The sequence below is a fragment of the Sphingomonas yabuuchiae genome (assembly GCF_001477495.1).
GTDB lineage: Bacteria > Pseudomonadota > Alphaproteobacteria > Sphingomonadales > Sphingomonadaceae > Sphingomonas > Sphingomonas yabuuchiae_A.
Map to the genome: position 1 here is coordinate 116237 of NZ_LDTF01000009.1, position 17829 is coordinate 134065.

The following is a 17829-nucleotide window of genomic DNA, read 5'->3' on the forward strand; positions in this document are numbered from 1 at the left end:
TGGCGTGGCCTTCGACTTCGCTCAGGCGGAACGGAGAGTAGGGTGCGTTACTGCCGCTCCAACATCAGCGCCGCCGTGGCCTTGGCGCTGCCGACCACGCCCGGAATGCCCGCGCCCGGATGGGTGCCCGCGCCGACGAAATACAGGTTCGGGATCGAATCGTCGCGGTTGTGGACCCGGAAATAGGCGCTCTGGGTCAGGATCGGCTCCAGCGAGAAGGCCGAGCCCATATGCGCGTTCAGGTCGGTGGCGAAGTCGGCGGGCGCATAGTGAAACTTGGTCACGATCCGCTCGTGGATATCGGGAATCAGGCGACGGCCGACCTCGTCCAGGATGCGCTTTTCCAGGATCGGCCCGACCTCGTCCCAGTCCATCGGGAACTTGCCCATGTGCGGCACCGGGGCCAGCGCATAGAAGGTCGAATGACCCTCGGGCGCGAGGCTGGGATCGGTGACGGTTGGGTGGTGGAGGTAGAGCGAGAAATCCTCCGACAGCACGCCGGTGTCGTAGATGTCGGTCAGCAGACCCTTATAGCGCGGGCCGAACAGGATCATGTGGTGCGGGATACCCGGCCACGCGCCCTTGATACCGAAATGGACGACGAACAACGACGGCGAGTAGCGCTTGCGCTCCAGCCGGTTGACCGTCCGCCGGGCCGAGCGGTTGTCGGACAGCAGGTCGCGATAGCTGTGCATGATGTCGGCATTGGTCGCGACGGCATCGGCCTGGATGGTCAGGCCGCTCTTCGTCACCACGCCGGTCGCGCGGTCGCCCAGCGTCTCGATTCGCGTCACCGGATCGCCCAGCCGGATGACGCCACCGATCCGCTCGAACTGCGCGACCATGCCCGCCACCAGCCGGTTGGTGCCGCCGCGCGCGAACCAGACGCCGCCATCGCGCTCCAGCTTGTGAATCAAGGCATAGATGGCGCTGGTGGTCATCGGATTGCCGCCGACGAGCAGCGTGTGGAAGGAGAGCGCCTCGCGCAGCTTCTCCGACTTCACGAACTTCGACACCATGGCATAGACCGAGTTCCATGCCTTGTATTTGGCCAGTGCGGGCGCGGCCTTGATCATCGAGGCGAAGTCGAGAAACGCGACATGGCCGAGCTTCTCATAGCCTTCGCGGTACACCCCCTCGGCATAGTCCAGGAACTTGCCATAGCCCTCGATATCGTCGGGGTTCAGCTTGGCGATTTCGGACCGCAGCTGGGTATCGTCGTTGCTGTAATCGAAATTGGTGCCGTCGACCCAGTTGAGCCGGTAAAAGGGGCTTACGGGGTCGAGCTTGACGTCCTCGGACATCGACCGGCCGGTCAGCGCCCACAGTTCCTCCAGACACGCCGGATCGGTGATGACCGTGGGTCCGGCGTCGAAGGTGAAGCCGTCCCGCTCCCAATAATAGGCACGACCGCCGGGCTTGTCGCGCGCCTCGACGATCGTCGTCTGCACGCCCGCCGATTGCAGGCGGATGGCCAGCGCCAGCCCGCCGAAACCCGATCCGATGACGACCGCGCTCTTCATGCCCGACCCCCGGACTGGCCTCTCAGGGCCGCGATGGCGCGCAGGATCGGCACCGGCGGCCGTCCGGTCAAAACTCTTGCCTTGTCGGCCATGGTCGATTGCCCCGCATAGAAACGCCCGATCAGGTCGGGCGGAAGACGATAGAAACGCTCCAGAACGCGGTATCGCTCATCCGGCTCCGCAGCCTTGAACAACATCGTGTCGAGCATCCGGTAAAAGCCGCGCGCATCCCACGCATCGCGTGCCATGCGATAGGTCGCGTCGTGCAGGTCGGCCCCGGCAAAGTCACGCCGATCGGCCAGCATCGCTGCCATGCGGATCGCATCGGGCAGCGAATAGCCGGTCGTCGGGTGGAACAGCCCGGCGCGCATTCCGGCCTTGGGCGTCCTGGCCCCGCCGCTGCGCCAATAGCCATCGAAATCGCCGCCCATCGCGACCGGCAGCACGCCCGCCTCCTCGCGCACCACCTCTGCCCCCACCCAGTCGCGGCTGTCGGCATAGCGCTCGATCCGCTGGACGATGGCGCGACGGTTCAACTCGGCGGAGGTGGAATAATAGGTGTCCTCGACGAAGATCCGGTCCTCGGCGAAGGGCAGGGTGTAGACGAAGCGATAGCCGTCCAGCTGCTTGACGGTGGCGTCCATCACGACCGGCCGCTCGACGCCGTGCGGCCGGGTAAGCTTCAACTCCTGCCCGACGAACTTCTGCCAGCCGCAGGACAGCGCGGACAGGTCGCCAGCACCCCGCGCGTCGATCACGCCCGTCGCCTCCACCCGGTCGCCATCGGCGAAGACGGCGGCGGTGGCCGACACCGCCAGCACCTTGCGCCCCAGCACCAGCGCGTGCGGCGGCAGGACCCGGCGCACCTCGGCGTCGAGGCGGTGGCTTTCGATCGAATAATAGGTCTGGTTCAGGGTGCGTGAATGCGCCGGAAAGGCGACGTCATAGCTGCGCCAGCCGTGCGCGACGAGGCGCTCGACGATCCAGCGGTCGCGCTTGGCCACGTCGCTGCCGAAAAAGGACCAGAGGTGGTTGCCGCCGATCGTCTCGCCCGCGTCGACCAATCGGACGTCGAGCGAAGGGTGGCGGGCTTTCAGCGCGAGCGCGATCAGCCCACCGGCCAGGCCTGCGCCAATGATCGCGACATCGCAGGAGATTTTGGCAGCCATCGCGCTACCGCTACCGGAAAGCGGGGCCAAGGCAAAGGGTCGGTGCCATTACAGAAGGACGGCCGTGTCGGGCGCGTCGCCGGTCGCAAAGCCGCCGGTGATCTTCCACGCCGCCAGATCGATGATGGCGATCCGGTTATTCTCGAGTGCCGCGTACAGGATCGACCCGCCGGCGGGCAGGTTCAGACCCGGCGCGGCGGCAGGCAGCGGCAGCCGCGCTTCCTCGGCCAGCGTGGCGGGCGAATGGCGGGTCAGGCTCTTGTCGGCGGTGTTCGACACGATCAACCGGCCGTCGCTCGCCACGATCACCCGCACCGCCTCGCCGCGCAGGGTAGTGCGCGCGCGCGGACGCAGCGTCACCGCGTCGAGGGCGTGGAGCACGCCCGCCGGGCGGTCGATCACATAGAGCGTCCGCTCATCGGGGCTGAGCGCCAGCCCCTCGGGTGCCTGGCCGATATGCTGCTTGACGGGCGCGAAGCTGGCATCGTCGGGATCGACCATGATGACGGTGCCGCTCATCGTGTCGGCGACATAGGCGCGGGTGCCATCGGCCTTCACCACGAAATAATGGCTGCGCGCGCCGCCGACCGGGATCATCCGGTCTGGGCTGTCGGCGGTGGCGGGCGTGTCGAAGCGGGCGAGCAGGCTGTCGGTCTCGGACAGGGCATAGAGACGCCCCTTGGCGTCCATCCGCATCCCGTGCCAGCGGCGGTGCGGCGACAGGTCGATGGTGCGCGCGAGCTTGCGCGCCTCCAGATCGATCACCCAGATCTGGTGCCCGCCCTCGCCGCCGAACTGCCAGCCCTTCACGCCGTACCCGCCGACATAGGCGAAGCGGCCGTCCGCATCGGCGACCATCTCGTGCGGCTGCGGGCCCAGCGGAACCTGGCCCAGCCGCTCGCCGCCCGGCACGCGGTAGAAGACGACGCCGCCCGTGCCCTTTTCGACGACCGCCAGCACGCCGCGCTTCAGGGGCGCCGCCTGTGCCCGGCGCGCCCAGGCGAGGGGCAGGGCGGAGGCCACGCCCAGAATGGCCAGGCTCCACAGGCCCTGACGGCGATCGATCGGCGGCATGGGGCGGCTCCTGAACAAGGGGGGACGACAGCCAGACGTGGCGCGGGGCCGTATGTTCCGCCGCCCGGCGGAGCCGATGCGAAACTGATGCGTCTTTTCGGCAAAGTCGGTCCGCCACCGGTTGCGGTGAAACGGCCCATTGAATAGGTGAACCGCATGATCCGCTCCATCAACGAAAGCGTCGCCGTCGCTCCCCAGATCCGGCCCGAGGACATCGCCGCGATCAAGGCGGCGGGCTATGCCGCCATCGTCAACAACCGTCCCGATGGCGAGGAGCCGGGCCAGCCGACCGGCGATTCGATTCGCGCCGCCGCCGAGGATCAGGGGCTGGCCTATACCGCCATTCCCGTGACGCCCGGCGGGTTCAGCCACGAGATGGTCGACCAGATGACCCAGGCGCTGATCGAGGCCAAGGGGCCGGTGCTGGCCTATTGCCGGTCGGGCACGCGCAGCTGCAATTTGTGGGCGCTGGCGGCGGCCAAAGCCGGGCGCAACCCGACGCTAATCGTGATGCAGGCCGAGGGGGCGGGCTACGACCTGTCCGGCCTGCGCCCGACGCTGGACGCGCTGGCAGGCAACGCCGGATGATCCTGCCGCTCGTCGGCACGGTGACGACCGGGGCGCTGGCCGGGCTGGGCGTCGGCATGGCGCTGGGCGGGGCGGGTATCGCCTGGCTCTGCACGCGTCGTCGCGACCGCCGGATCGGCTCGCCAGAGGATGTCGCGGCGGCGGCCGAGGCGGCACTGGCGGGTTTCACCGTGGCGGGGGCCGTGGTCGGTGCCGATGGCCAGGGCGCGCTGGTGGTGGCGACCGATGGCCGGGTCGCGGCGCTGAAGCGGCAGGGCCGCCGGGTCGCGGTACGCGAAATCCCCTGGACGCGGGTGCGCTCGACCGCCGAGGGCATCGTCGCGGAGGTCGAGGGGCGTTTCGGCCCGGTGATGCTGGCCGGGGTGGACGTGCTCGACATCCGGCGGCTGGCGCCGCGTTGAGGGCGGGGGCTGGCCCCTCCACCACCCGGCTGCGCCGGGCGGTCCCCCTCCCCAAGCAAAGCTTGGGGAGGATGGTGGAGGGGCAATTCCCCGCATGATCGACTGGACCTTCCTCGCGCTTGCTGCCGCCGGAGGCATTATCGGGGGCGCGATGAATGCGCTGGCGGGGGGTGGTAGCTTCTCGACCATGCCGACGCTGATCGCGCTCGGCCTGCCCTCGACCATCGCCAATGCCACCTCCAACGTCGCGCTGCAGCCTGCCGCCATGGCGAGCGTCTGGGCCTATCGCCACGGGCTGGAGCCGGTGATGGGCGTGTCGATGCGGCGGATGGCGGCGCTGACCTTCGTCTTCGCGCTGCTGGGCAGCATCCTGTTGTTCCTGACGCCGCCGCGCGCCTTCGACCTGATCGTGCCCTGGCTGCTGCTGACCGCGACGATCGCCATCGCGGGCGGGCGGCATGCCTCGGAATGGCTGGCGCGGATCGCCCGGCCGGGGCCGCGCGCGCTGATGGGGGCGCAGGCGGTGCTGGGCATCTATGGCGGTTATTTCGGCGGCGGCATCGGCATGATGGTGACCGCCGCCTGGGGGCTGCTCTCGGGACGCAATCCGGCGCAGTTGGCCGCGCCGCGCACGCTGATGCTGGCGACCGCCAATGCGGCGGCGACCATGGTCTTCGTGGCGACGGGCATGGTGGCCTGGGCGCAGTGCCTGCCGATGCTGGCGGGCGGTATCGTCGGCGGGTGGAGCGGCGCGCTGATCGGGCGCAGGCTGCCTGCCGGACTCATCCGTGGCTGGACGCTGTTGCTGACCACGGTGACGACGGCGGTGTTCTTCTATCGCGGCTATGCCTGACGGGGGATGGCCATCGGGGGCAGCGCCTCCGCTTCCAACTCCGCCGCCAGCGCCCGGATCGCGAATTCCTCGTTACGCAGCCATGCCGCCACCTCGGCACGCAGTTCGGGAATGACACGGCGATATCTGTCCCAGTCATCGACGATCGCCTCGATCGGCCAGTGTGAGATGAATTGCGATATGCGCTGACGATAGACCGGCATGTCCGCCTGCAACGCCAGCCAAGCCGCGCCGCCGGGTGTGTGCGCCAGCCGTTCGGCCAGGGGATGGACCACGGCGGCCAGCCAGCTCGCACGCTGGCGGCTGGCCTGGGAAATACGCCAGCGGGCTCCGCTGACGGCGACAGGATCGGGGGTGGGCGCTTGGCACACAATCCGGTGTTCGTTCATGAAGCGCGCCAATGCGTCGCGCCATTCGAGCCATTCGTGCAACATGGAGTGGGCCTTCGACATCGTCGGGATCGTATTCGTCAGCTTGCTTTCCGCCGCCCCGCCCCGGCGACCTGTGTGCGATCCAGGATATGATAGCGGGATCGGCCCCCCGACCTTCCCGCGTCGTCGTCACGCCTTCAGCGGCTGATACCCCCGCGACGGCGATAGGGATTGTCATGTTATCGGGTCATCAAATGCCTCCTGATCGGGGGCATTCTGTCACATTAATCCAAATCAAACTTTAATATGTCGCGCGGCGTGGGGCCGGGCCGGGATGTCGCCACTCCGACCCGGCGGAGGATCACTTCGCGCCGTCGCAGGCGCCGATGCGGCGGCCCTCGGTATGGACCTTTTGCGACATCGGATGCGCGCCGGTCATTTCCATATCCTGATCGGTGGTGAAGCTGGTCGCGGTGAAGCTGCCCTTCGTCTTGCTGTGCATGGTCATGTCGCCGGGCATCTTGCAGGTCAGTTCGCTCTCGACCTTGCCGCCCTCGAAGGTCGAGCTTTTGACGGTGCAGTCCGATTGCGCCTGCATCAGCAACTCGGCGGGGCCCTTCGCCGCCTGTTCGGCGGTCAGGCAGATGCTGTTGGTCTGGGCGGGCGGGGTCGAGCCGACGCCCTTGGGCATGTTCGCCATCTTCAGATCGCTGACCTGGGTCTTCACCTCCCATTTGCCGGGCTCCAGCCTGGCGACGGCCGATCCGGCTCCGGTCTGGGTTTGCGTCACCTCGCCGGTCGCGGCGTTGCTGGTCACGGTGGTCGAGCCGGTCTTCTGGTCGCACGCGGCCAGCGGCAAGGCGCCGATCAGGATCAGCGGGACGAACAATTTCATGAAAACCCTCCTGTGCTGCGGGCGGATATCGGCCATGACCGTTCCGCCGGTGCCGTACCAACACATGGATGGGTTTCGGGTTGCCGTCAGAAGGCGGTCGCGGCCGCCGCCATCCGATCCGCCGATAAGGGGAATACGCCCGCAGACAGCCATTCGACTTCGGTCAGCAACAGGCGCAGATGGCGTTCCTCCGCAAACAGCCGCTTGTCGACATCGCGACGATAGGCAAGGGACGCGCTCGCATAGCCGATGGTGTCGGCCGCGACCGCCTCCATCGACCAGCGAGCGATAAAGGCCGACAGGATCTGGCCATAGATCGGCGCGTCATCCCGCAGCGCCAGCAGCCCGGCGGCCGCCTTCACGTGGCCATGGGCTTCGGCAAAAGGAAAAATGGTGTCCGCCAGAAAGGCCAGGCGCTTCCGGCTGACATGCGCGACCTGCCATCGGACGTGGCGCAGGGCCTGGTAATCGATCGGCGTGGCGTCGCACAGGTTGCGATGGGCATCCAGCAGGCGCGTCAACGCGGCGTGATGATCCCGAAGCTCGGTCAGCATGGTGGGCCTTCTCAAAACATCGGCCAGCCTATCGCGTCAGAGGGTTACAAAGCCGTATACGATCACAGAAATGCTATGCGGCGGCCCGTTTCATCAGTCGGATCAGGAATCGGGGCGCCGCATCTCGAAGCGGGCCGCTTCCGTCACCTCGAAATAGTCGACCGGCCCGCCGCCGCGCAGGATCGGGCGCGCGCGCGCGGTCTGGTAGATGCCGTTCTCGATCAGGTCGGCGGCGATATGGATGCCCACCGCCTCGCCGATGACCAGCCACTGGTCCAGTTCGCGCCCCTCCTTGGTCTCCAGCCGGATCAACTGGGTCAGACGGCATTCGAACGATACCGGGCTCTCCGCCACGCGCGGGGCGTCGACCAGCTGTCCGTCCCGCGCCGTCACCCCCGACAGGGCGAACTCGTCCACCTCGGCGGGCACGGCCGCCGCACTGGCGTTCATCGCCTGCGCCAGCGTCATGGTGGCGAGGTTCCAGGTGAAGACCTTGGTCTCGGCGATGTTGGCGACCGAGTCCTTCCAACCCTGCGACGAAAAGCCGATCAGCGGCGGACGGTAGTTGAAGACGTTGAAAAAGCTGTAGGGTGCTAGATTGTTGACGCCTGCGCTCGACCGGCTGCCGATCCAGCCGATCGGGCGTGGCGCGACGATCGCGTTCAAGGGATCATGCGCCAGCCCATGACCGTTGACGGGTTCGTAGAAATGCCAGTTGTCGATCATGGATGGTCACCGAAAGGGAGTGTGGATGGAAACCGGAACGCCGACCGAGCCGGAAAGAGCCGGAACCGTCATCGCCGGAACCGTCATTCGTCGCCACAATTGGGTGACGCGCATCTGGCACTGGGTCAATGCGATCGCGGTGCTGATCCTGCTGGGATCGGGGCTGGGCATCTCCAACGCGCATCCCCGGCTCTATTGGGGACGGTACGGTGCGAATTTCGATTCCGCCTGGGCGAGCCTGCCATACTTCCCGGCGTGGCTGACCATTCCGGCCCGCTATAATCTGGCGATCTCGCGGCGCTGGCATCTGTTCTTCGCGCTGGTGCTGGGGTTCGGGCTGCTTGCCTATATGATCGGCGGCCTGGTCACGCGGCATTTCCAGCGCGACCTGCGTATCCGGGGGCGCGAATTGCGGCCCGCCGCCATCTGGGCCGATTTTCGGCGGCATCTGGCGTTCCGCTTTCACGACGAGCGCGATCCGCGCGCCTATAACCTGTTCCAGAAGCTGAGCTATGCGGGCGTGCTGTTCATCGCCTTGCCGCTCGCCATCCTGACCGGCATCGCGCTGTCGCCGGGCATGAACGCGGCCTGGCCCTGGGTGTTGGACGTGCTGGGCGGGCGGCAATCGGCGCGCTCGATCCATTTTATCACGGCAACGCTGCTGGCGCTGTTCCTGATCGTCCATCTGGTGCTGGTCATCCTGGCCGGGCCGCTCAACGAACTCCGCTCGATGATTACCGGCCGTTGGAGGGTTCCCGAATGATTGCCCGTCGCACCATCCTGACCGGCGGGGCCGGGCTGCTGCTTGCGGGCTGCGACAAGGTGATCCAGCAGCCGACGGCCCGGAAAATCCTGTTCGCGGGCGAGGATATGCAGAAGGGGCTGCAACGTGCGCTGATGGACCGGGGGGCGCTGGCGCCGGAATATCGCCGCGACCAGATGTCGCCGATCTTCCGCACCAACGGCACGCGCAACCCGGGCACGCCCGAATATGCCGCGCTGGCGGCCAACCGGTTCGAGGACTGGCGGCTTAAGGTCGGTGGGCTGGTGGCCAAACCCCTCTCGCTGTCGCTGCGCCAGATCGGGGAGTTCCCCGCACGGCGTCAGATCACCCGTCACGACTGTGTCGAAGGGTGGAGCGCGATCGGCGAGTGGATGGGGCCGATGCTCGGCAACATCCTGAAGGCCGCCGATATCAGCACCCGAGCGCGCTATGTCGTCTTCACCTGTGCCGACCTGTATGGCGGGCAGCCCTATTATGAATCGATTGACCTGATCGACGCCTTCCATCCCCAGACGATCTTGGCCTGGGGCATGAACGGGCGGATGCTCGACATCGGCCACGGTGCCCCCCTGCGGCTGCGCGTCGAGCGGCAGCTGGGCTATAAGCACGCCAAATATCTGATGCGGATCGATGCGGTGGACAGTCTGGCTAACATAGGTTTGGGCAAGGGCGGATACTGGGAAGATCACGTCGATTATGACTGGTATGCCGGTATTTAAGGCACTAGGCGGTGCCATATGGCGCTGATCGATCTCTTTCTGTCGCGCGCGGTCCGCAAGGGCCGCCTGTCTCTCACCCATCATGATGGAAAGGTCCGCGAGTTCGGCTCGCCCGAGCCCGGTTATCCCGACGTCGCGATCCGCTTTACGGACTCCCGTGTCGCCGGGCAGATCGTGCGCAACCCCGCGCTGGCGGCGGGCGAGTGTTTCATGGACGGCCGCCTGGTCGTCGAGAAGGGCGATGTCCGTGATCTTGTCGAGCTGCTGACCGCCAATGACAAATGGGAGGCGGGTCGGGCTAACCTGAACCCCTCGCGGCTGGTCCGGGCGGCGGGCGCGATCAAGCATCGCATCGACCGGATCAACATGGAGCGCCGGTCGAAGAAGAACGTCGCGCATCATTACGACCTGTCGGGCACGCTCTACGAACTCTTCCTCGACACCGACAAACAATATAGCTGCGCCTACTTCACCGATCCGCAGAACGACCTGGAGCGGGCGCAGCGCGACAAGAAGGCGCATATCGCGGCGAAACTCGCGATCGAGCCGGGGATGAAGGTCCTCGATATCGGTTGCGGCTGGGGCGGCATGGCGCTGTACCTGCACCAGAAATGCGGCGCCGAAGTGCTGGGCGTTACCCTGTCCGAGGAACAGCTGAAAGTCGCCCGCGCGCGTGCCGAGGCGCTGGGCGTCGCCGACAAGGTGAAGTTCGAGCTGATCGACTATCGCCGCGTGGAGGGGCAGTTCGACCGCATCGTCTCGGTCGGCATGTTCGAGCATGTCGGCCCGCCGCAATATCGCACCTTCTTCCGCAAGTGCCGCGACCTGCTGACCGAGGACGGCGTGATGCTGCTCCACACGATCGGACGGCTGAACGGGCCGGGCGTCACCGACGACTGGACGACCAAGTACATCTTCCCCGGCGGCTACAACCCGGCGCTGTCGGAGATCGTCCGCGCGCAGGAAGGGCTTCGCATGTTCCTGACCGATGTCGAGGTGCTGCGCTGCCATTATGGCTGGACGCTCGACATCTGGTACGACCGGACGGTGGAGGCAAAGGACCGCATCGTCGACCTTTACGACGAGCGTTTCTACCGCATGTGGCTGTTCTATCTGGCGGGCGCGGGTGCGGCGTTCCGCAATGGCGGGCTGTGCAATTACCAGGTGCAGCTGACGCGCGGGCGGCTCTCGGTGCCGGTCACGCGGGATTATATGTTCGAGGGCGAACGCGCGCTCAGGGACTAAAATCCTCCCCGGCACGGGGAGGGGGACCGCCGCGAAGCGGTGGTGGAGGGGCGTTCCGCAAGGTACGACCTGCGCGGCAAGCCCCCCTCCGTCAGGCCTTCGGCCTGCCACCTCCCCGTGCCGGGGAGGATCGAGTCACCCCAGAGCCGCGAACTTCTCTTCCGCCTCGCGGTCGAGCTGCGCGCGGCTCTTCTTCTCGGCAGCCGTCTTCAGCTGGCCGCAGGCCGCATCGATGTCGCGCCCGCGCGGGGTGCGGACCGGCGCGGAGATGCCGCCCTCGAACACGATGTCGGAGAAGCGGCGGATGCGTTCCGGCGTCGAGCATTCGTAATCGGCACCCGGCCAGGGGTTGAACGGGATCAGGTTCACCTTGGCGGGCAGGTCGTAATGGCGCAGCAGCCGGACCAGCTCGTGCGCATCGGCGTCCGAGTCGTTCTTGTCCTTCAGCATCACATATTCGAACGTGATGCGCCGGGCATTGTTGGCCCCGGGATAGTCGGCGCAGGCCTGCAGCAGTTCCTCGATGCCGTATTTCTTGTTCAGCGGCACCAGCTCGTCGCGTACGTCCTTAGTCACGGCGTGGAGCGATACGGCCAGGTTCACGCCGATCTCGGCCCCCGCGCGCGCCATCATCGGCACGACGCCGCTGGTCGACAGGGTGATGCGACGCTTGGACAGCGCCAGCCCGTCGCCGTCCATCACCAGCTTCAGCGCATCGCGTACCGCATCGAAATTATAGAGCGGCTCGCCCATGCCCATCATGACGATGTTGGTCAGCATCCGCCCCTCGGGCTGGCTGGGCCATTCGCCGAGCGAGTCGCGCGCCAGCATGACCTGCCCGACGATCTCGCCCGCCGTCAGGTTGCGGACGAGGCGCATCGTGCCGGTGTGGCAGAAACGACAGTTCAGTGTGCACCCGACCTGGCTCGACACGCACAAAGTGCCCCGATCGGCGTCGGGGATGAACACCATCTCGTAATCCTGCCCGTCGGCGGAGCGAAGCAGCCACTTGCGCGTGCCGTCGCTCGACACCTGCGCCTCGACCACCTCGGGGCGGCCGATGACGAAGCGTTCCTCCAGCCAGGGATGCTGCGCCTTGGCGATGTCGGTCATGTCGGCAAAGCGGGTCGCGCCGCGATTGTAGAGCCAATGCCATATCTGCTTCGAGCGCAGCTTGGCCTGCTTCAATTCCATGCCGCCGGACAACAACGCCTCGCGCAGCTGGTCCTTGGTCAGGCCGATCAGGTCGACGCGCCCATCGGGACGCGGTTGCACGCCGCGCGGCACGGGCACGGGATCGATGTGCCCCGGAATGGGCATGAGGGCGGCCGAAACTGTCTGCATGGCGTCCCCATAGCGCAAAATCGCGGACATTTCTATCCTCCCCGATACGGGGAGGTGGCAGGACGCAGGCCTGACGAAGGGGGGCTTCCACACAGGATGTCGTGTGCGGCGATCCCCCTCCACCAGCTTCGCTGGTTCCCCTCCCCGTGCCGGGGAGGATTGGGTTCACCCCACACACGCCAGCGTCGCCGCATCGATCGCCGCCGCCGCGCCTCCCAGCGCATAGGTGTCGGCGAAGGGGCGGTGACGCGGATCGACGGCGGAGACGCTCATGCTGCGGCCCGAGCGTATCGCCATGACCAGCGCATGGTCGGTGGCCGCGTCGGGTGCCCAGACGTCCTGGGTCGTGCCGACCAGCGGAAAGCGGCGCTCGCCGATCGCCAGCGTGACGGCGGCGGTGCGGTCGCGCGGGAGGCTCAGATGCGCGTGGAAGGATTCGCGCAGGCGCTTGGCGGGCCAGGTGCCGACGCTGGCGAAACCGCCGACCCGCCCGTTCGCCAGCACCGGCTTGGCGATGGCGTAGCAGCGGTCGGGATCGCGAAACGCACCCCAGCCCTTGTAGATGCCGATCGTATCGCGCGCGAGGACGGGCGCGGCGACCAGCGCCAGGGACACCGCCAGCCGCTTCATGCGCCGGCCCGGTGAATTATCGTCTCCTGCCCGCCCTCGACCATCACGATCGACCCCTGTGGCAGGCGCTCGGCCACCGGCACGCCGCACAAGCCATCGTCGGGCAGGCCCAGCAGCAACCCGCGCAGCACCCGGCTGGACAGGCCGTGCATCAGGATCAGCCGGTCGCCGTCATGTTCGGCCGTATCCGCCATCCACGCCGATAGCCGCCCCGCCATCGCCGCATAGCGTTCGCCGTCGGGTGCGCCGACCGCCATGCCATGCGGATGGACGATCGGGCCATGGATCGCGGTCAGATCGGCGAAACGCTGTCCGCCCCAGCTGCCGAAGCCCAGTTCGATCAGCCGGACATCGTGGCGCGCCTCATGCCAGTCGAGCGCCAGATGCTCGGCGATCACCGCCAGCGTCTGAAGCGCGCGGCCCGTGGGCGAAGACCAGAGCGTCAGCGCCGGGGCCGTGCCGAGTCGTTCTTGCAGGACTTGGCCGATCACGTCGGCTTGCGCGAATCCCCGGCGGGTCAGCGGCGTGTGCAGCTCGACCCGGTCGCCCTGGATGCATCCGATCCGGTTGAACACCGTCTCGCCATGCCGGGCGATATAGTCGCGGCCTTTCCGGGCGGGCGGTGCTTGCGGGGGCTTCATGACCCGCCATCCCTGTCGCGGCTGTTGCGTCTATGCAACGCTTTTTCCTGTTTAGCTGAGGTTCATGCAACGTCCGCGCTTTCGCGCCATTGGTGCCGCGACCGCCGAATGTAACGGCGGCCGGTACAGTAATGGAGTATAGTGTATGCGTAAGCTCATGTTCGCCGCCCTGGCGACCTCGGCAGCCGTCGCCGCCGCGGCCCCCGCCGCCGCCCAGACCGCACAGCCCTTCACGGGTTTCCGCGTCGAGGGCTTGATCGGCTATGACAGCCTCAACGATCGTCAGGGTCAGGACAAGAGTTCGAGCGACGGCGTGCTCTATGGCGCCGCGATCGGTTACGACATTCCGGCAGGTCCGGTGGTGCTGGGTGCCGAGGGTGAAATCTCGGGCAGCAGCTCGGACACGCGCAGCAACGGCATCCGCGTGCCCGGCGACCAGTTCCGCCTGGGCGCGGGCCGCGACCTCTATGCCGGTGCACGTGTCGGCTATGTCATCTCGCCGGTCGCGATGGGCTATCTGAAGGCCGGTTACACCAACGCCAAGTTCGATGCGCGCTACACCACGGCGGGCGTCACCACGTCCAACGACCAGGAAGTCGGCGGCTATCGCCTGGGCGCAGGGCTCGAATATGCGATCAGCCCGAACACCTTCGTGAAGGGCGAATATCGCTATTCGCATTATGACGAACTGGACGGCGTCGGCATCAATCCGAACCGCCACCAGCTGATGGCGGGTCTGGGCCTGCGCTTCTAAGCCGGGATTCTTTTCCACATTAACGGTGGTTTTACTCCCAGTGTAAGAGGGGTCGGAGCCTTGCTTCGGCCCCTTCTTGGCGGGTAGGAACCAAGGCCATTTATCATTCGGACTCGGGGACCATGCGGTCGTTCCGGCGGGGGATCAGGAAATGAAGGCGACGATCGAACGCGCAACGCTGCTCAAGGGGTTGAGCCATGTCCAGTCGGTGGTGGAGCGGCGGAACACGATTCCGATCCTTTCCAACGTGCTGCTGGAGGCGACCGCCGAGGGCCAGCTGCGCATGATGGCGACCGACCTGGACCTGCAGATCAACGACAGCGTCGCCGCCGCCGTCGACCAGCCGGGTTCGACCACCGTGTCGGCGCACACGCTGTTCGACATCGCCCGCAAGCTGCCCGAGGGCGCGCAGGTCCAGTTGACCGCCGCCGAGGGCCGCATGACCATCGTGGCGGGCCGCGCGCGTTTCTCGCTCGGCACGCTGCCGCGCGACGACTTCCCCGTCATCGCCGAGGGCGAGTTGCCGACCCAGTTCGAGCTTTCGGTGGAGCTGCTCAAGCAGATCATCGACAAGACGCGCTTCGCAATCTCGACCGAAGAGACGCGTTATTACCTCAACGGCATCTTCCTGCATGTCGCCGAGGATAACGGCCAGCCCGTGCTGAAGGCCGCCGCCACCGACGGCCATCGTCTGGCCCGCGTCACCATCGAGCGCCCGAACGGTGCCGAGGGGATGCCCGACGTGATCGTGCCGCGCAAATGCGTGGGCGAGCTGCGCAAGCTGCTCGACGAGGTGGACGGCTCGGTCGGCGTGTCGCTGTCGGGCACCAAGATCCGCTTCGACCTGGGCCAGGCGATTCTGACCTCCAAGCTGATCGACGGCACCTTCCCCGATTACAGCCGCGTGATCCCGACCGCGAACGACAAGATCCTGAAGCTGGACCCCAAGGCGTTCATGCAGGGCGTCGACCGCGTCTCGACCATCGCGACGGAGAAGACCCGCGCCGTGAAGATGGCGCTCGACCGCGACCGGATCACCCTGTCGGTGACCAGCCCCGAAAACGGCACCGCGTCGGAAGAGGTGCCGGGCGAGTACACCTCGCTGGGCTTCGAAATCGGCTTCAACAGCCGTTACCTGCTCGACATCCTGGCGCAGATCGACAGCGACCTGGTCGAGGTCCATCTGGCCGACGCCGCCGCGCCGACCCTGATCCGCGAGAATGACAAGGCGCCCGCGCTCTACGTGCTGATGCCGATGCGGGTGTAAGCGGTCGAGTTGGATTGCTTTACTATCCTCGACCCGGCGAGATCCTGATCTGCCGGTATGACGAGGTGGTAATCGAACCCGAAATGCGAAAGGCGCGCCCCGCGCTCGTCGTAGGGCCGCGTCTTCGTCGTCGAGGGCGGTTGGTGACGATCGTTCCGCTCAGCACCACCGATCCGGAGCCGCCCAAGGCCTATCATTGCCGGATCGCCCTGGCTGAACCCTTGCCGCTGCCGTTCGACAGTCCGGTGATGTGGGCGAAATGCGATCTGGTGTCGTCGGTTTCGCTGGATCGGCTCGACCGCTTCAAGCTGCCGAGACGGCGTGGTGATCAGGGTCGGCAATGGGCGACGGGACGTGTCGAACCGGCCCAGTTGCGGGATGTTCGAGCCGCCATCCTCTGTGGCCTCGGGCTCGATTCCTTGACAAAATGGCTCTGATCTAATATATGCATCATGTTCCCGCTCTGTCTCGGCATCGGGCTTGGAGACTGTCCTTTCGGGGGCAGCCGGCTTCATCTTGGCGATAACAAGCCTTTGAAGTCGTAGGTGGGAAAGGGCTGCTTCGGCGGCCCTTTCTTTTTTCGTGCGAGGCACGGATTTCTGCCATAGCCGTCTTGCGACCATGCTCACCCGCCTTGTCCTCACCGATTTCCGCAATCACGCCGACCTCGCGCTGTCCCCGGCGGCGGGTTTCGTCGTGCTGACCGGCGAGAATGGCGCGGGGAAAACCAACGTGCTGGAGGCGGTGTCGCTGCTCGCGCCCGGTCGGGGGCTGCGCCGCGCGGCGCTGTCGGCGATGGCGCGGCAGGGGGGCAAGGGCGGGTTCGGGGTGGCAGCGACACTCGACGGCGATGTCGAGATCGCGACCGGCGCGCTGGCCTCCGCACCCGAAAGGCGGGTCGTCAGGGTGCAGGGGGCGGCCACCAGCGCCAATGCGCTGGCCGACTGGCTGTCCGTCCTGTGGCTGACCCCGACGATGGACAGGCTGTTCGTCGAGCCCGCGTCCGAGCGGCGGCGGTTCCTCGATCGGCTGGTGCTGGCGCTGGCTCCGGCGCACGGGATGCACGCGACCCGCTATGACGCCGCCATGCGCGAGCGCAACCGGCTGTTGGCGAGCGACGGCCCGGTCGATCCCGACTGGCTGAGCGCGCTGGAGGCGCGGATGGTCGAGCATGGCGCGGCGTTGGATGCCGCGCGGGTAGCGGCGGTGGCGGCGCTCGACCAACGACTGGAGGAGGCGCCCGACAGCGTGTTCGCCCGGGCCGCGCTGGCGCTGGAGGGGGAGGCGGTCGACCCGGCGGCATTTGCCCATGCGCTGGCCATGGGGCGCAGGCGCGATGCGGCGGCGGGGCGGACGCTGGTCGGGCCGCACCGGGCCGACCTTTCCGTGACGCATGTGGCCAAGGGGCAGGCGGCGGCGCTGTGCTCCACGGGCGAGCAGAAGGCGCTGCTGCTCGGCATCGTGCTGGCCCATGCCGATCTGGTCACCGAGCAACGCGGGCTGCCCCCGGTGTTGCTGCTGGACGAGGTGGCGGCGCATCTCGATCCGTCGCGGCGCGCCGCACTGTTCGAGCGGCTGGCGGGGCGGGGGCAGGTGTGGATGACCGGGACCGAGCCCGGACTGTTCACCGATGTGCCGGGGGAGGCAACGCGGGTGGAGTTTTGAGGCAGGCGTTGGTCTCGGTGAGGCGGTTTTCCCTCCCCCATCCCCTCCCGCAAGCGGGAGGGGCGTGCCTGGGTTTGGCGACGGCCATTCATTTCGAGCGGAGCCGAACGTAGCCCAGTAACGCGCCCCTCCCGCTTGCGGGAGGGGATGGGGGAGGGCAGCGGGGCCTCGCAGAGCCCATCACCCCCGACAGACCCGCATCGCCACCCCATCCAGCGCCCGGTCATAGCTTGCCGTCTCGCCCGCGCTCAGAAATCCCTGTTTCGCCACGAAGCGGTTCGCATCGCGATGGATGCCCGCAACCGTGTTCCAGAGCGTCTGCGCCTCGGCCTGCGACAGGCGACGCGCCTTGCGCGCGGTGCTGATATCCGCCTGGAGGATATTGGCGCGCATCGCGATATGGGACTGGCGCGGATCGCGGATCGTGCCGCCGGTCGGCGCCTTGAGCGTGCGCTGCTGTGTCAGGTCGCAACTGGGATAGTCCTGCCGCAACGACTGCGCCGGGAGCGGAACGGCGGCGAGCGTCGCCAGCATGATGGGGAGGATAAAGGCCTTGCCGGTCATAGCCGTCTCCGATGCCAGGAAGCAGGAACGGGATACGCGCAAAGGGGGCGTCCGGCTCCCGA

General features: G+C 67.0%; 21 protein-coding genes. 10 read left to right on the top strand and 11 right to left on the bottom strand.

Annotated features, from left to right (window positions below; all coding sequences use genetic code 11):
- Positions 1-47: 47 nt before the first annotated feature.
- The 3 genes from NS355_RS03670 to NS355_RS03680 are packed head-to-tail and all read right to left on the bottom strand — an operon-like array spanning position 48 to position 3766.
- Entirely contained in the window at positions 48-1523 is a 1476-nt protein-coding gene (locus NS355_RS03670; RefSeq protein WP_058744439.1) for a phytoene desaturase, read from the bottom strand.
- Positions 1520-2692 carry a lycopene beta-cyclase CrtY gene (gene crtY, locus NS355_RS03675; RefSeq protein WP_058744440.1) on the bottom strand — a complete coding sequence of 391 codons (1173 nt, stop codon included), beginning with the start codon at positions 2690-2692 and terminating at the stop codon, positions 1520-1522. Before crtY ends, NS355_RS03670 begins: the two co-directional genes overlap by 4 nt.
- A gap of 48 nt (positions 2693-2740) precedes the next feature.
- Positions 2741-3766, bottom strand: a complete 1026-nt coding sequence (locus NS355_RS03680) for a YncE family protein (protein ID WP_058744441.1) — start codon at positions 3764-3766, stop codon at positions 2741-2743.
- 156 nt (positions 3767-3922) lie between these two features.
- Here NS355_RS03680 and NS355_RS03685 point away from each other — a divergent pair, with 156 nt between their 5' ends.
- The 3 genes from NS355_RS03685 (at position 3923) to NS355_RS03695 (ending at position 5608) form a co-directional block, all read left to right on the top strand.
- Entirely contained in the window at positions 3923-4354 is a 432-nt protein-coding gene (locus tag NS355_RS03685; protein ID WP_058744442.1) for a TIGR01244 family sulfur transferase, read from the top strand.
- Complete coding sequence (locus tag NS355_RS03690; protein ID WP_058744443.1) at positions 4351-4755, top strand: hypothetical protein; 405 nt, start codon at positions 4351-4353, stop codon at positions 4753-4755. The genes NS355_RS03685 and NS355_RS03690 overlap by 4 nt, the downstream gene beginning before the upstream one ends.
- Positions 4756-4849: 94 nt before the next feature.
- Positions 4850-5608 carry a sulfite exporter TauE/SafE family protein gene (locus NS355_RS03695; protein ID WP_058744444.1) on the top strand — a complete coding sequence of 253 codons (759 nt, stop codon included), beginning with the start codon at positions 4850-4852 and terminating at the stop codon, positions 5606-5608.
- Here the strand turns inward: NS355_RS03695 and NS355_RS03700 are convergent.
- The 4 genes from NS355_RS03700 to NS355_RS03715 all read right to left on the bottom strand — a co-directional run bounded on the left by NS355_RS03700 (position 5599) and on the right by NS355_RS03715 (position 8154).
- A complete protein-coding gene (locus NS355_RS03700) occupies positions 5599-6042 on the bottom strand; it encodes a hypothetical protein (RefSeq protein ID WP_058744445.1) in 444 nt (147 codons plus the stop codon). The two genes, NS355_RS03695 and NS355_RS03700, sit on opposite strands and share 10 nt — an antisense overlap.
- A 298-nt stretch (positions 6043-6340) precedes the next feature.
- A complete protein-coding gene (locus NS355_RS03705; RefSeq protein WP_058744446.1) occupies positions 6341-6874 on the bottom strand; it encodes a DUF3617 domain-containing protein in 534 nt (177 codons plus the stop codon).
- 86 nt (positions 6875-6960) lie between these two features.
- Positions 6961-7428, bottom strand: a complete 468-nt coding sequence (locus NS355_RS03710; protein WP_058744447.1) for a hypothetical protein — start codon at positions 7426-7428, stop codon at positions 6961-6963.
- Positions 7429-7530: 102 nt separating this feature from the next.
- Positions 7531-8154 carry a flavin reductase family protein gene (locus NS355_RS03715; RefSeq protein WP_058744448.1) on the bottom strand — a complete coding sequence of 208 codons (624 nt, stop codon included), beginning with the start codon at positions 8152-8154 and terminating at the stop codon, positions 7531-7533.
- A 25-nt stretch (positions 8155-8179) separates the two neighbouring features.
- Here NS355_RS03715 and NS355_RS03720 point away from each other — a divergent pair, with 25 nt between their 5' ends.
- From NS355_RS03720 to NS355_RS03730, 3 genes are read left to right on the top strand one after another with little or no spacing between them, the layout of a single operon-like run.
- Entirely contained in the window at positions 8180-8917 is a 738-nt protein-coding gene (locus NS355_RS03720) for a cytochrome b/b6 domain-containing protein (protein WP_058744449.1), read from the top strand.
- Positions 8914-9657 (top strand): molybdopterin-dependent oxidoreductase, encoded by a 744-nt coding sequence (locus tag NS355_RS03725; protein ID WP_058744450.1) that lies wholly within the window; start codon positions 8914-8916, stop codon positions 9655-9657. The genes NS355_RS03720 and NS355_RS03725 overlap by 4 nt, the downstream gene beginning before the upstream one ends.
- An 18-nt stretch (positions 9658-9675) precedes the next feature.
- On the top strand, positions 9676-10902 hold the full coding sequence (locus tag NS355_RS03730) for an SAM-dependent methyltransferase (protein WP_058744451.1): 1227 nt from the start codon (positions 9676-9678) through the stop codon (positions 10900-10902).
- 135 nt (positions 10903-11037) lie between these two features.
- Here the strand turns inward: NS355_RS03730 and rlmN are convergent, their stop codons facing one another.
- From rlmN to NS355_RS03745, 3 genes are all read right to left on the bottom strand, one after another.
- Complete coding sequence (gene rlmN, locus NS355_RS03735; protein ID WP_058744475.1) at positions 11038-12246, bottom strand: 23S rRNA (adenine(2503)-C(2))-methyltransferase RlmN; 1209 nt, start codon at positions 12244-12246, stop codon at positions 11038-11040.
- A gap of 165 nt (positions 12247-12411) precedes the next feature.
- Positions 12412-12876: a hypothetical protein gene (locus tag NS355_RS03740; RefSeq protein ID WP_058744452.1), complete on the bottom strand. Its 465-nt coding sequence runs from the start codon at positions 12874-12876 to the stop codon at positions 12412-12414.
- Positions 12873-13517, bottom strand: coding sequence for a histidine phosphatase family protein (locus NS355_RS03745; protein ID WP_058744453.1), 645 nt, complete (start codon positions 13515-13517; stop codon positions 12873-12875). Before NS355_RS03745 ends, NS355_RS03740 begins: the two co-directional genes overlap by 4 nt.
- Positions 13518-13662: 145 nt before the next feature.
- On the opposite strand from NS355_RS03745, the gene NS355_RS03750 reads away from it, so the two are divergent.
- From NS355_RS03750 to recF, 4 genes are all read left to right on the top strand, one after another.
- On the top strand, positions 13663-14271 hold the full coding sequence (locus NS355_RS03750) for an outer membrane protein (RefSeq protein ID WP_058744454.1): 609 nt from the start codon (positions 13663-13665) through the stop codon (positions 14269-14271).
- Between the two features lie 151 nt (positions 14272-14422).
- The gene (gene dnaN, locus NS355_RS03755) at positions 14423-15538 is read left to right on the top strand and encodes a DNA polymerase III subunit beta (RefSeq protein ID WP_058744455.1); all 1116 of its coding nucleotides are present in this window, start codon (positions 14423-14425) and stop codon (positions 15536-15538) included.
- 14 nt (positions 15539-15552) lie between these two features.
- On the top strand, positions 15553-15975 hold the full coding sequence (locus tag NS355_RS03760; RefSeq protein ID WP_084787467.1) for a type II toxin-antitoxin system PemK/MazF family toxin: 423 nt from the start codon (positions 15553-15555) through the stop codon (positions 15973-15975).
- A gap of 184 nt (positions 15976-16159) precedes the next feature.
- The gene (gene recF / locus NS355_RS03765) at positions 16160-17203 is read left to right on the top strand and encodes a DNA replication/repair protein RecF (RefSeq protein ID WP_058744457.1); all 1044 of its coding nucleotides are present in this window, start codon (positions 16160-16162) and stop codon (positions 17201-17203) included.
- Positions 17204-17383: 180 nt separating this feature from the next.
- Here recF and NS355_RS03770 read toward each other — a convergent pair whose 3' ends face one another.
- Positions 17384-17767, bottom strand: coding sequence for a hypothetical protein (locus tag NS355_RS03770; protein ID WP_058744458.1), 384 nt, complete (start codon positions 17765-17767; stop codon positions 17384-17386).
- Positions 17768-17829 lie beyond the last annotated feature (62 nt).

Bases quoted from the DNA above. Each gene is read 5' to 3' on its own strand.
- NS355_RS03670 (WP_058744439.1), bottom strand. From the start codon at position 1,523: ATGAAGAGCGCGGTCGTCATCGGATCGGGTTTCGGCGGGCTGGCGCTG.
- crtY (WP_058744440.1), bottom strand. From the start codon at position 2,692: ATGGCTGCCAAAATCTCCTGCGATGTCGCGATCATTGGCGCAGGCCTG.
- NS355_RS03680 (WP_058744441.1), bottom strand. From the start codon at position 3,766: ATGCCGCCGATCGATCGCCGTCAGGGCCTGTGGAGCCTGGCCATTCTG.
- NS355_RS03685 (WP_058744442.1), top strand. From the start codon at position 3,923: ATGATCCGCTCCATCAACGAAAGCGTCGCCGTCGCTCCCCAGATCCGG.
- NS355_RS03690 (WP_058744443.1), top strand. From the start codon at position 4,351: ATGATCCTGCCGCTCGTCGGCACGGTGACGACCGGGGCGCTGGCCGGG.
- NS355_RS03695 (WP_058744444.1), top strand. From the start codon at position 4,850: ATGATCGACTGGACCTTCCTCGCGCTTGCTGCCGCCGGAGGCATTATC.
- NS355_RS03700 (WP_058744445.1), bottom strand. From the start codon at position 6,042: ATGTTGCACGAATGGCTCGAATGGCGCGACGCATTGGCGCGCTTCATG.
- NS355_RS03705 (WP_058744446.1), bottom strand. From the start codon at position 6,874: ATGAAATTGTTCGTCCCGCTGATCCTGATCGGCGCCTTGCCGCTGGCC.
- NS355_RS03710 (WP_058744447.1), bottom strand. From the start codon at position 7,428: ATGCTGACCGAGCTTCGGGATCATCACGCCGCGTTGACGCGCCTGCTG.
- NS355_RS03715 (WP_058744448.1), bottom strand. From the start codon at position 8,154: ATGATCGACAACTGGCATTTCTACGAACCCGTCAACGGTCATGGGCTG.
- NS355_RS03720 (WP_058744449.1), top strand. From the start codon at position 8,180: ATGGAAACCGGAACGCCGACCGAGCCGGAAAGAGCCGGAACCGTCATC.
- NS355_RS03725 (WP_058744450.1), top strand. From the start codon at position 8,914: ATGATTGCCCGTCGCACCATCCTGACCGGCGGGGCCGGGCTGCTGCTT.
- NS355_RS03730 (WP_058744451.1), top strand. From the start codon at position 9,676: ATGGCGCTGATCGATCTCTTTCTGTCGCGCGCGGTCCGCAAGGGCCGC.
- rlmN (WP_058744475.1), bottom strand. From the start codon at position 12,246: ATGCAGACAGTTTCGGCCGCCCTCATGCCCATTCCGGGGCACATCGAT.
- NS355_RS03740 (WP_058744452.1), bottom strand. From the start codon at position 12,876: ATGAAGCGGCTGGCGGTGTCCCTGGCGCTGGTCGCCGCGCCCGTCCTC.
- NS355_RS03745 (WP_058744453.1), bottom strand. From the start codon at position 13,517: ATGAAGCCCCCGCAAGCACCGCCCGCCCGGAAAGGCCGCGACTATATC.
- NS355_RS03750 (WP_058744454.1), top strand. From the start codon at position 13,663: ATGCGTAAGCTCATGTTCGCCGCCCTGGCGACCTCGGCAGCCGTCGCC.
- dnaN (WP_058744455.1), top strand. From the start codon at position 14,423: ATGAAGGCGACGATCGAACGCGCAACGCTGCTCAAGGGGTTGAGCCAT.
- recF (WP_058744457.1), top strand. From the start codon at position 16,160: ATGCTCACCCGCCTTGTCCTCACCGATTTCCGCAATCACGCCGACCTC.
- NS355_RS03770 (WP_058744458.1), bottom strand. From the start codon at position 17,767: ATGACCGGCAAGGCCTTTATCCTCCCCATCATGCTGGCGACGCTCGCC.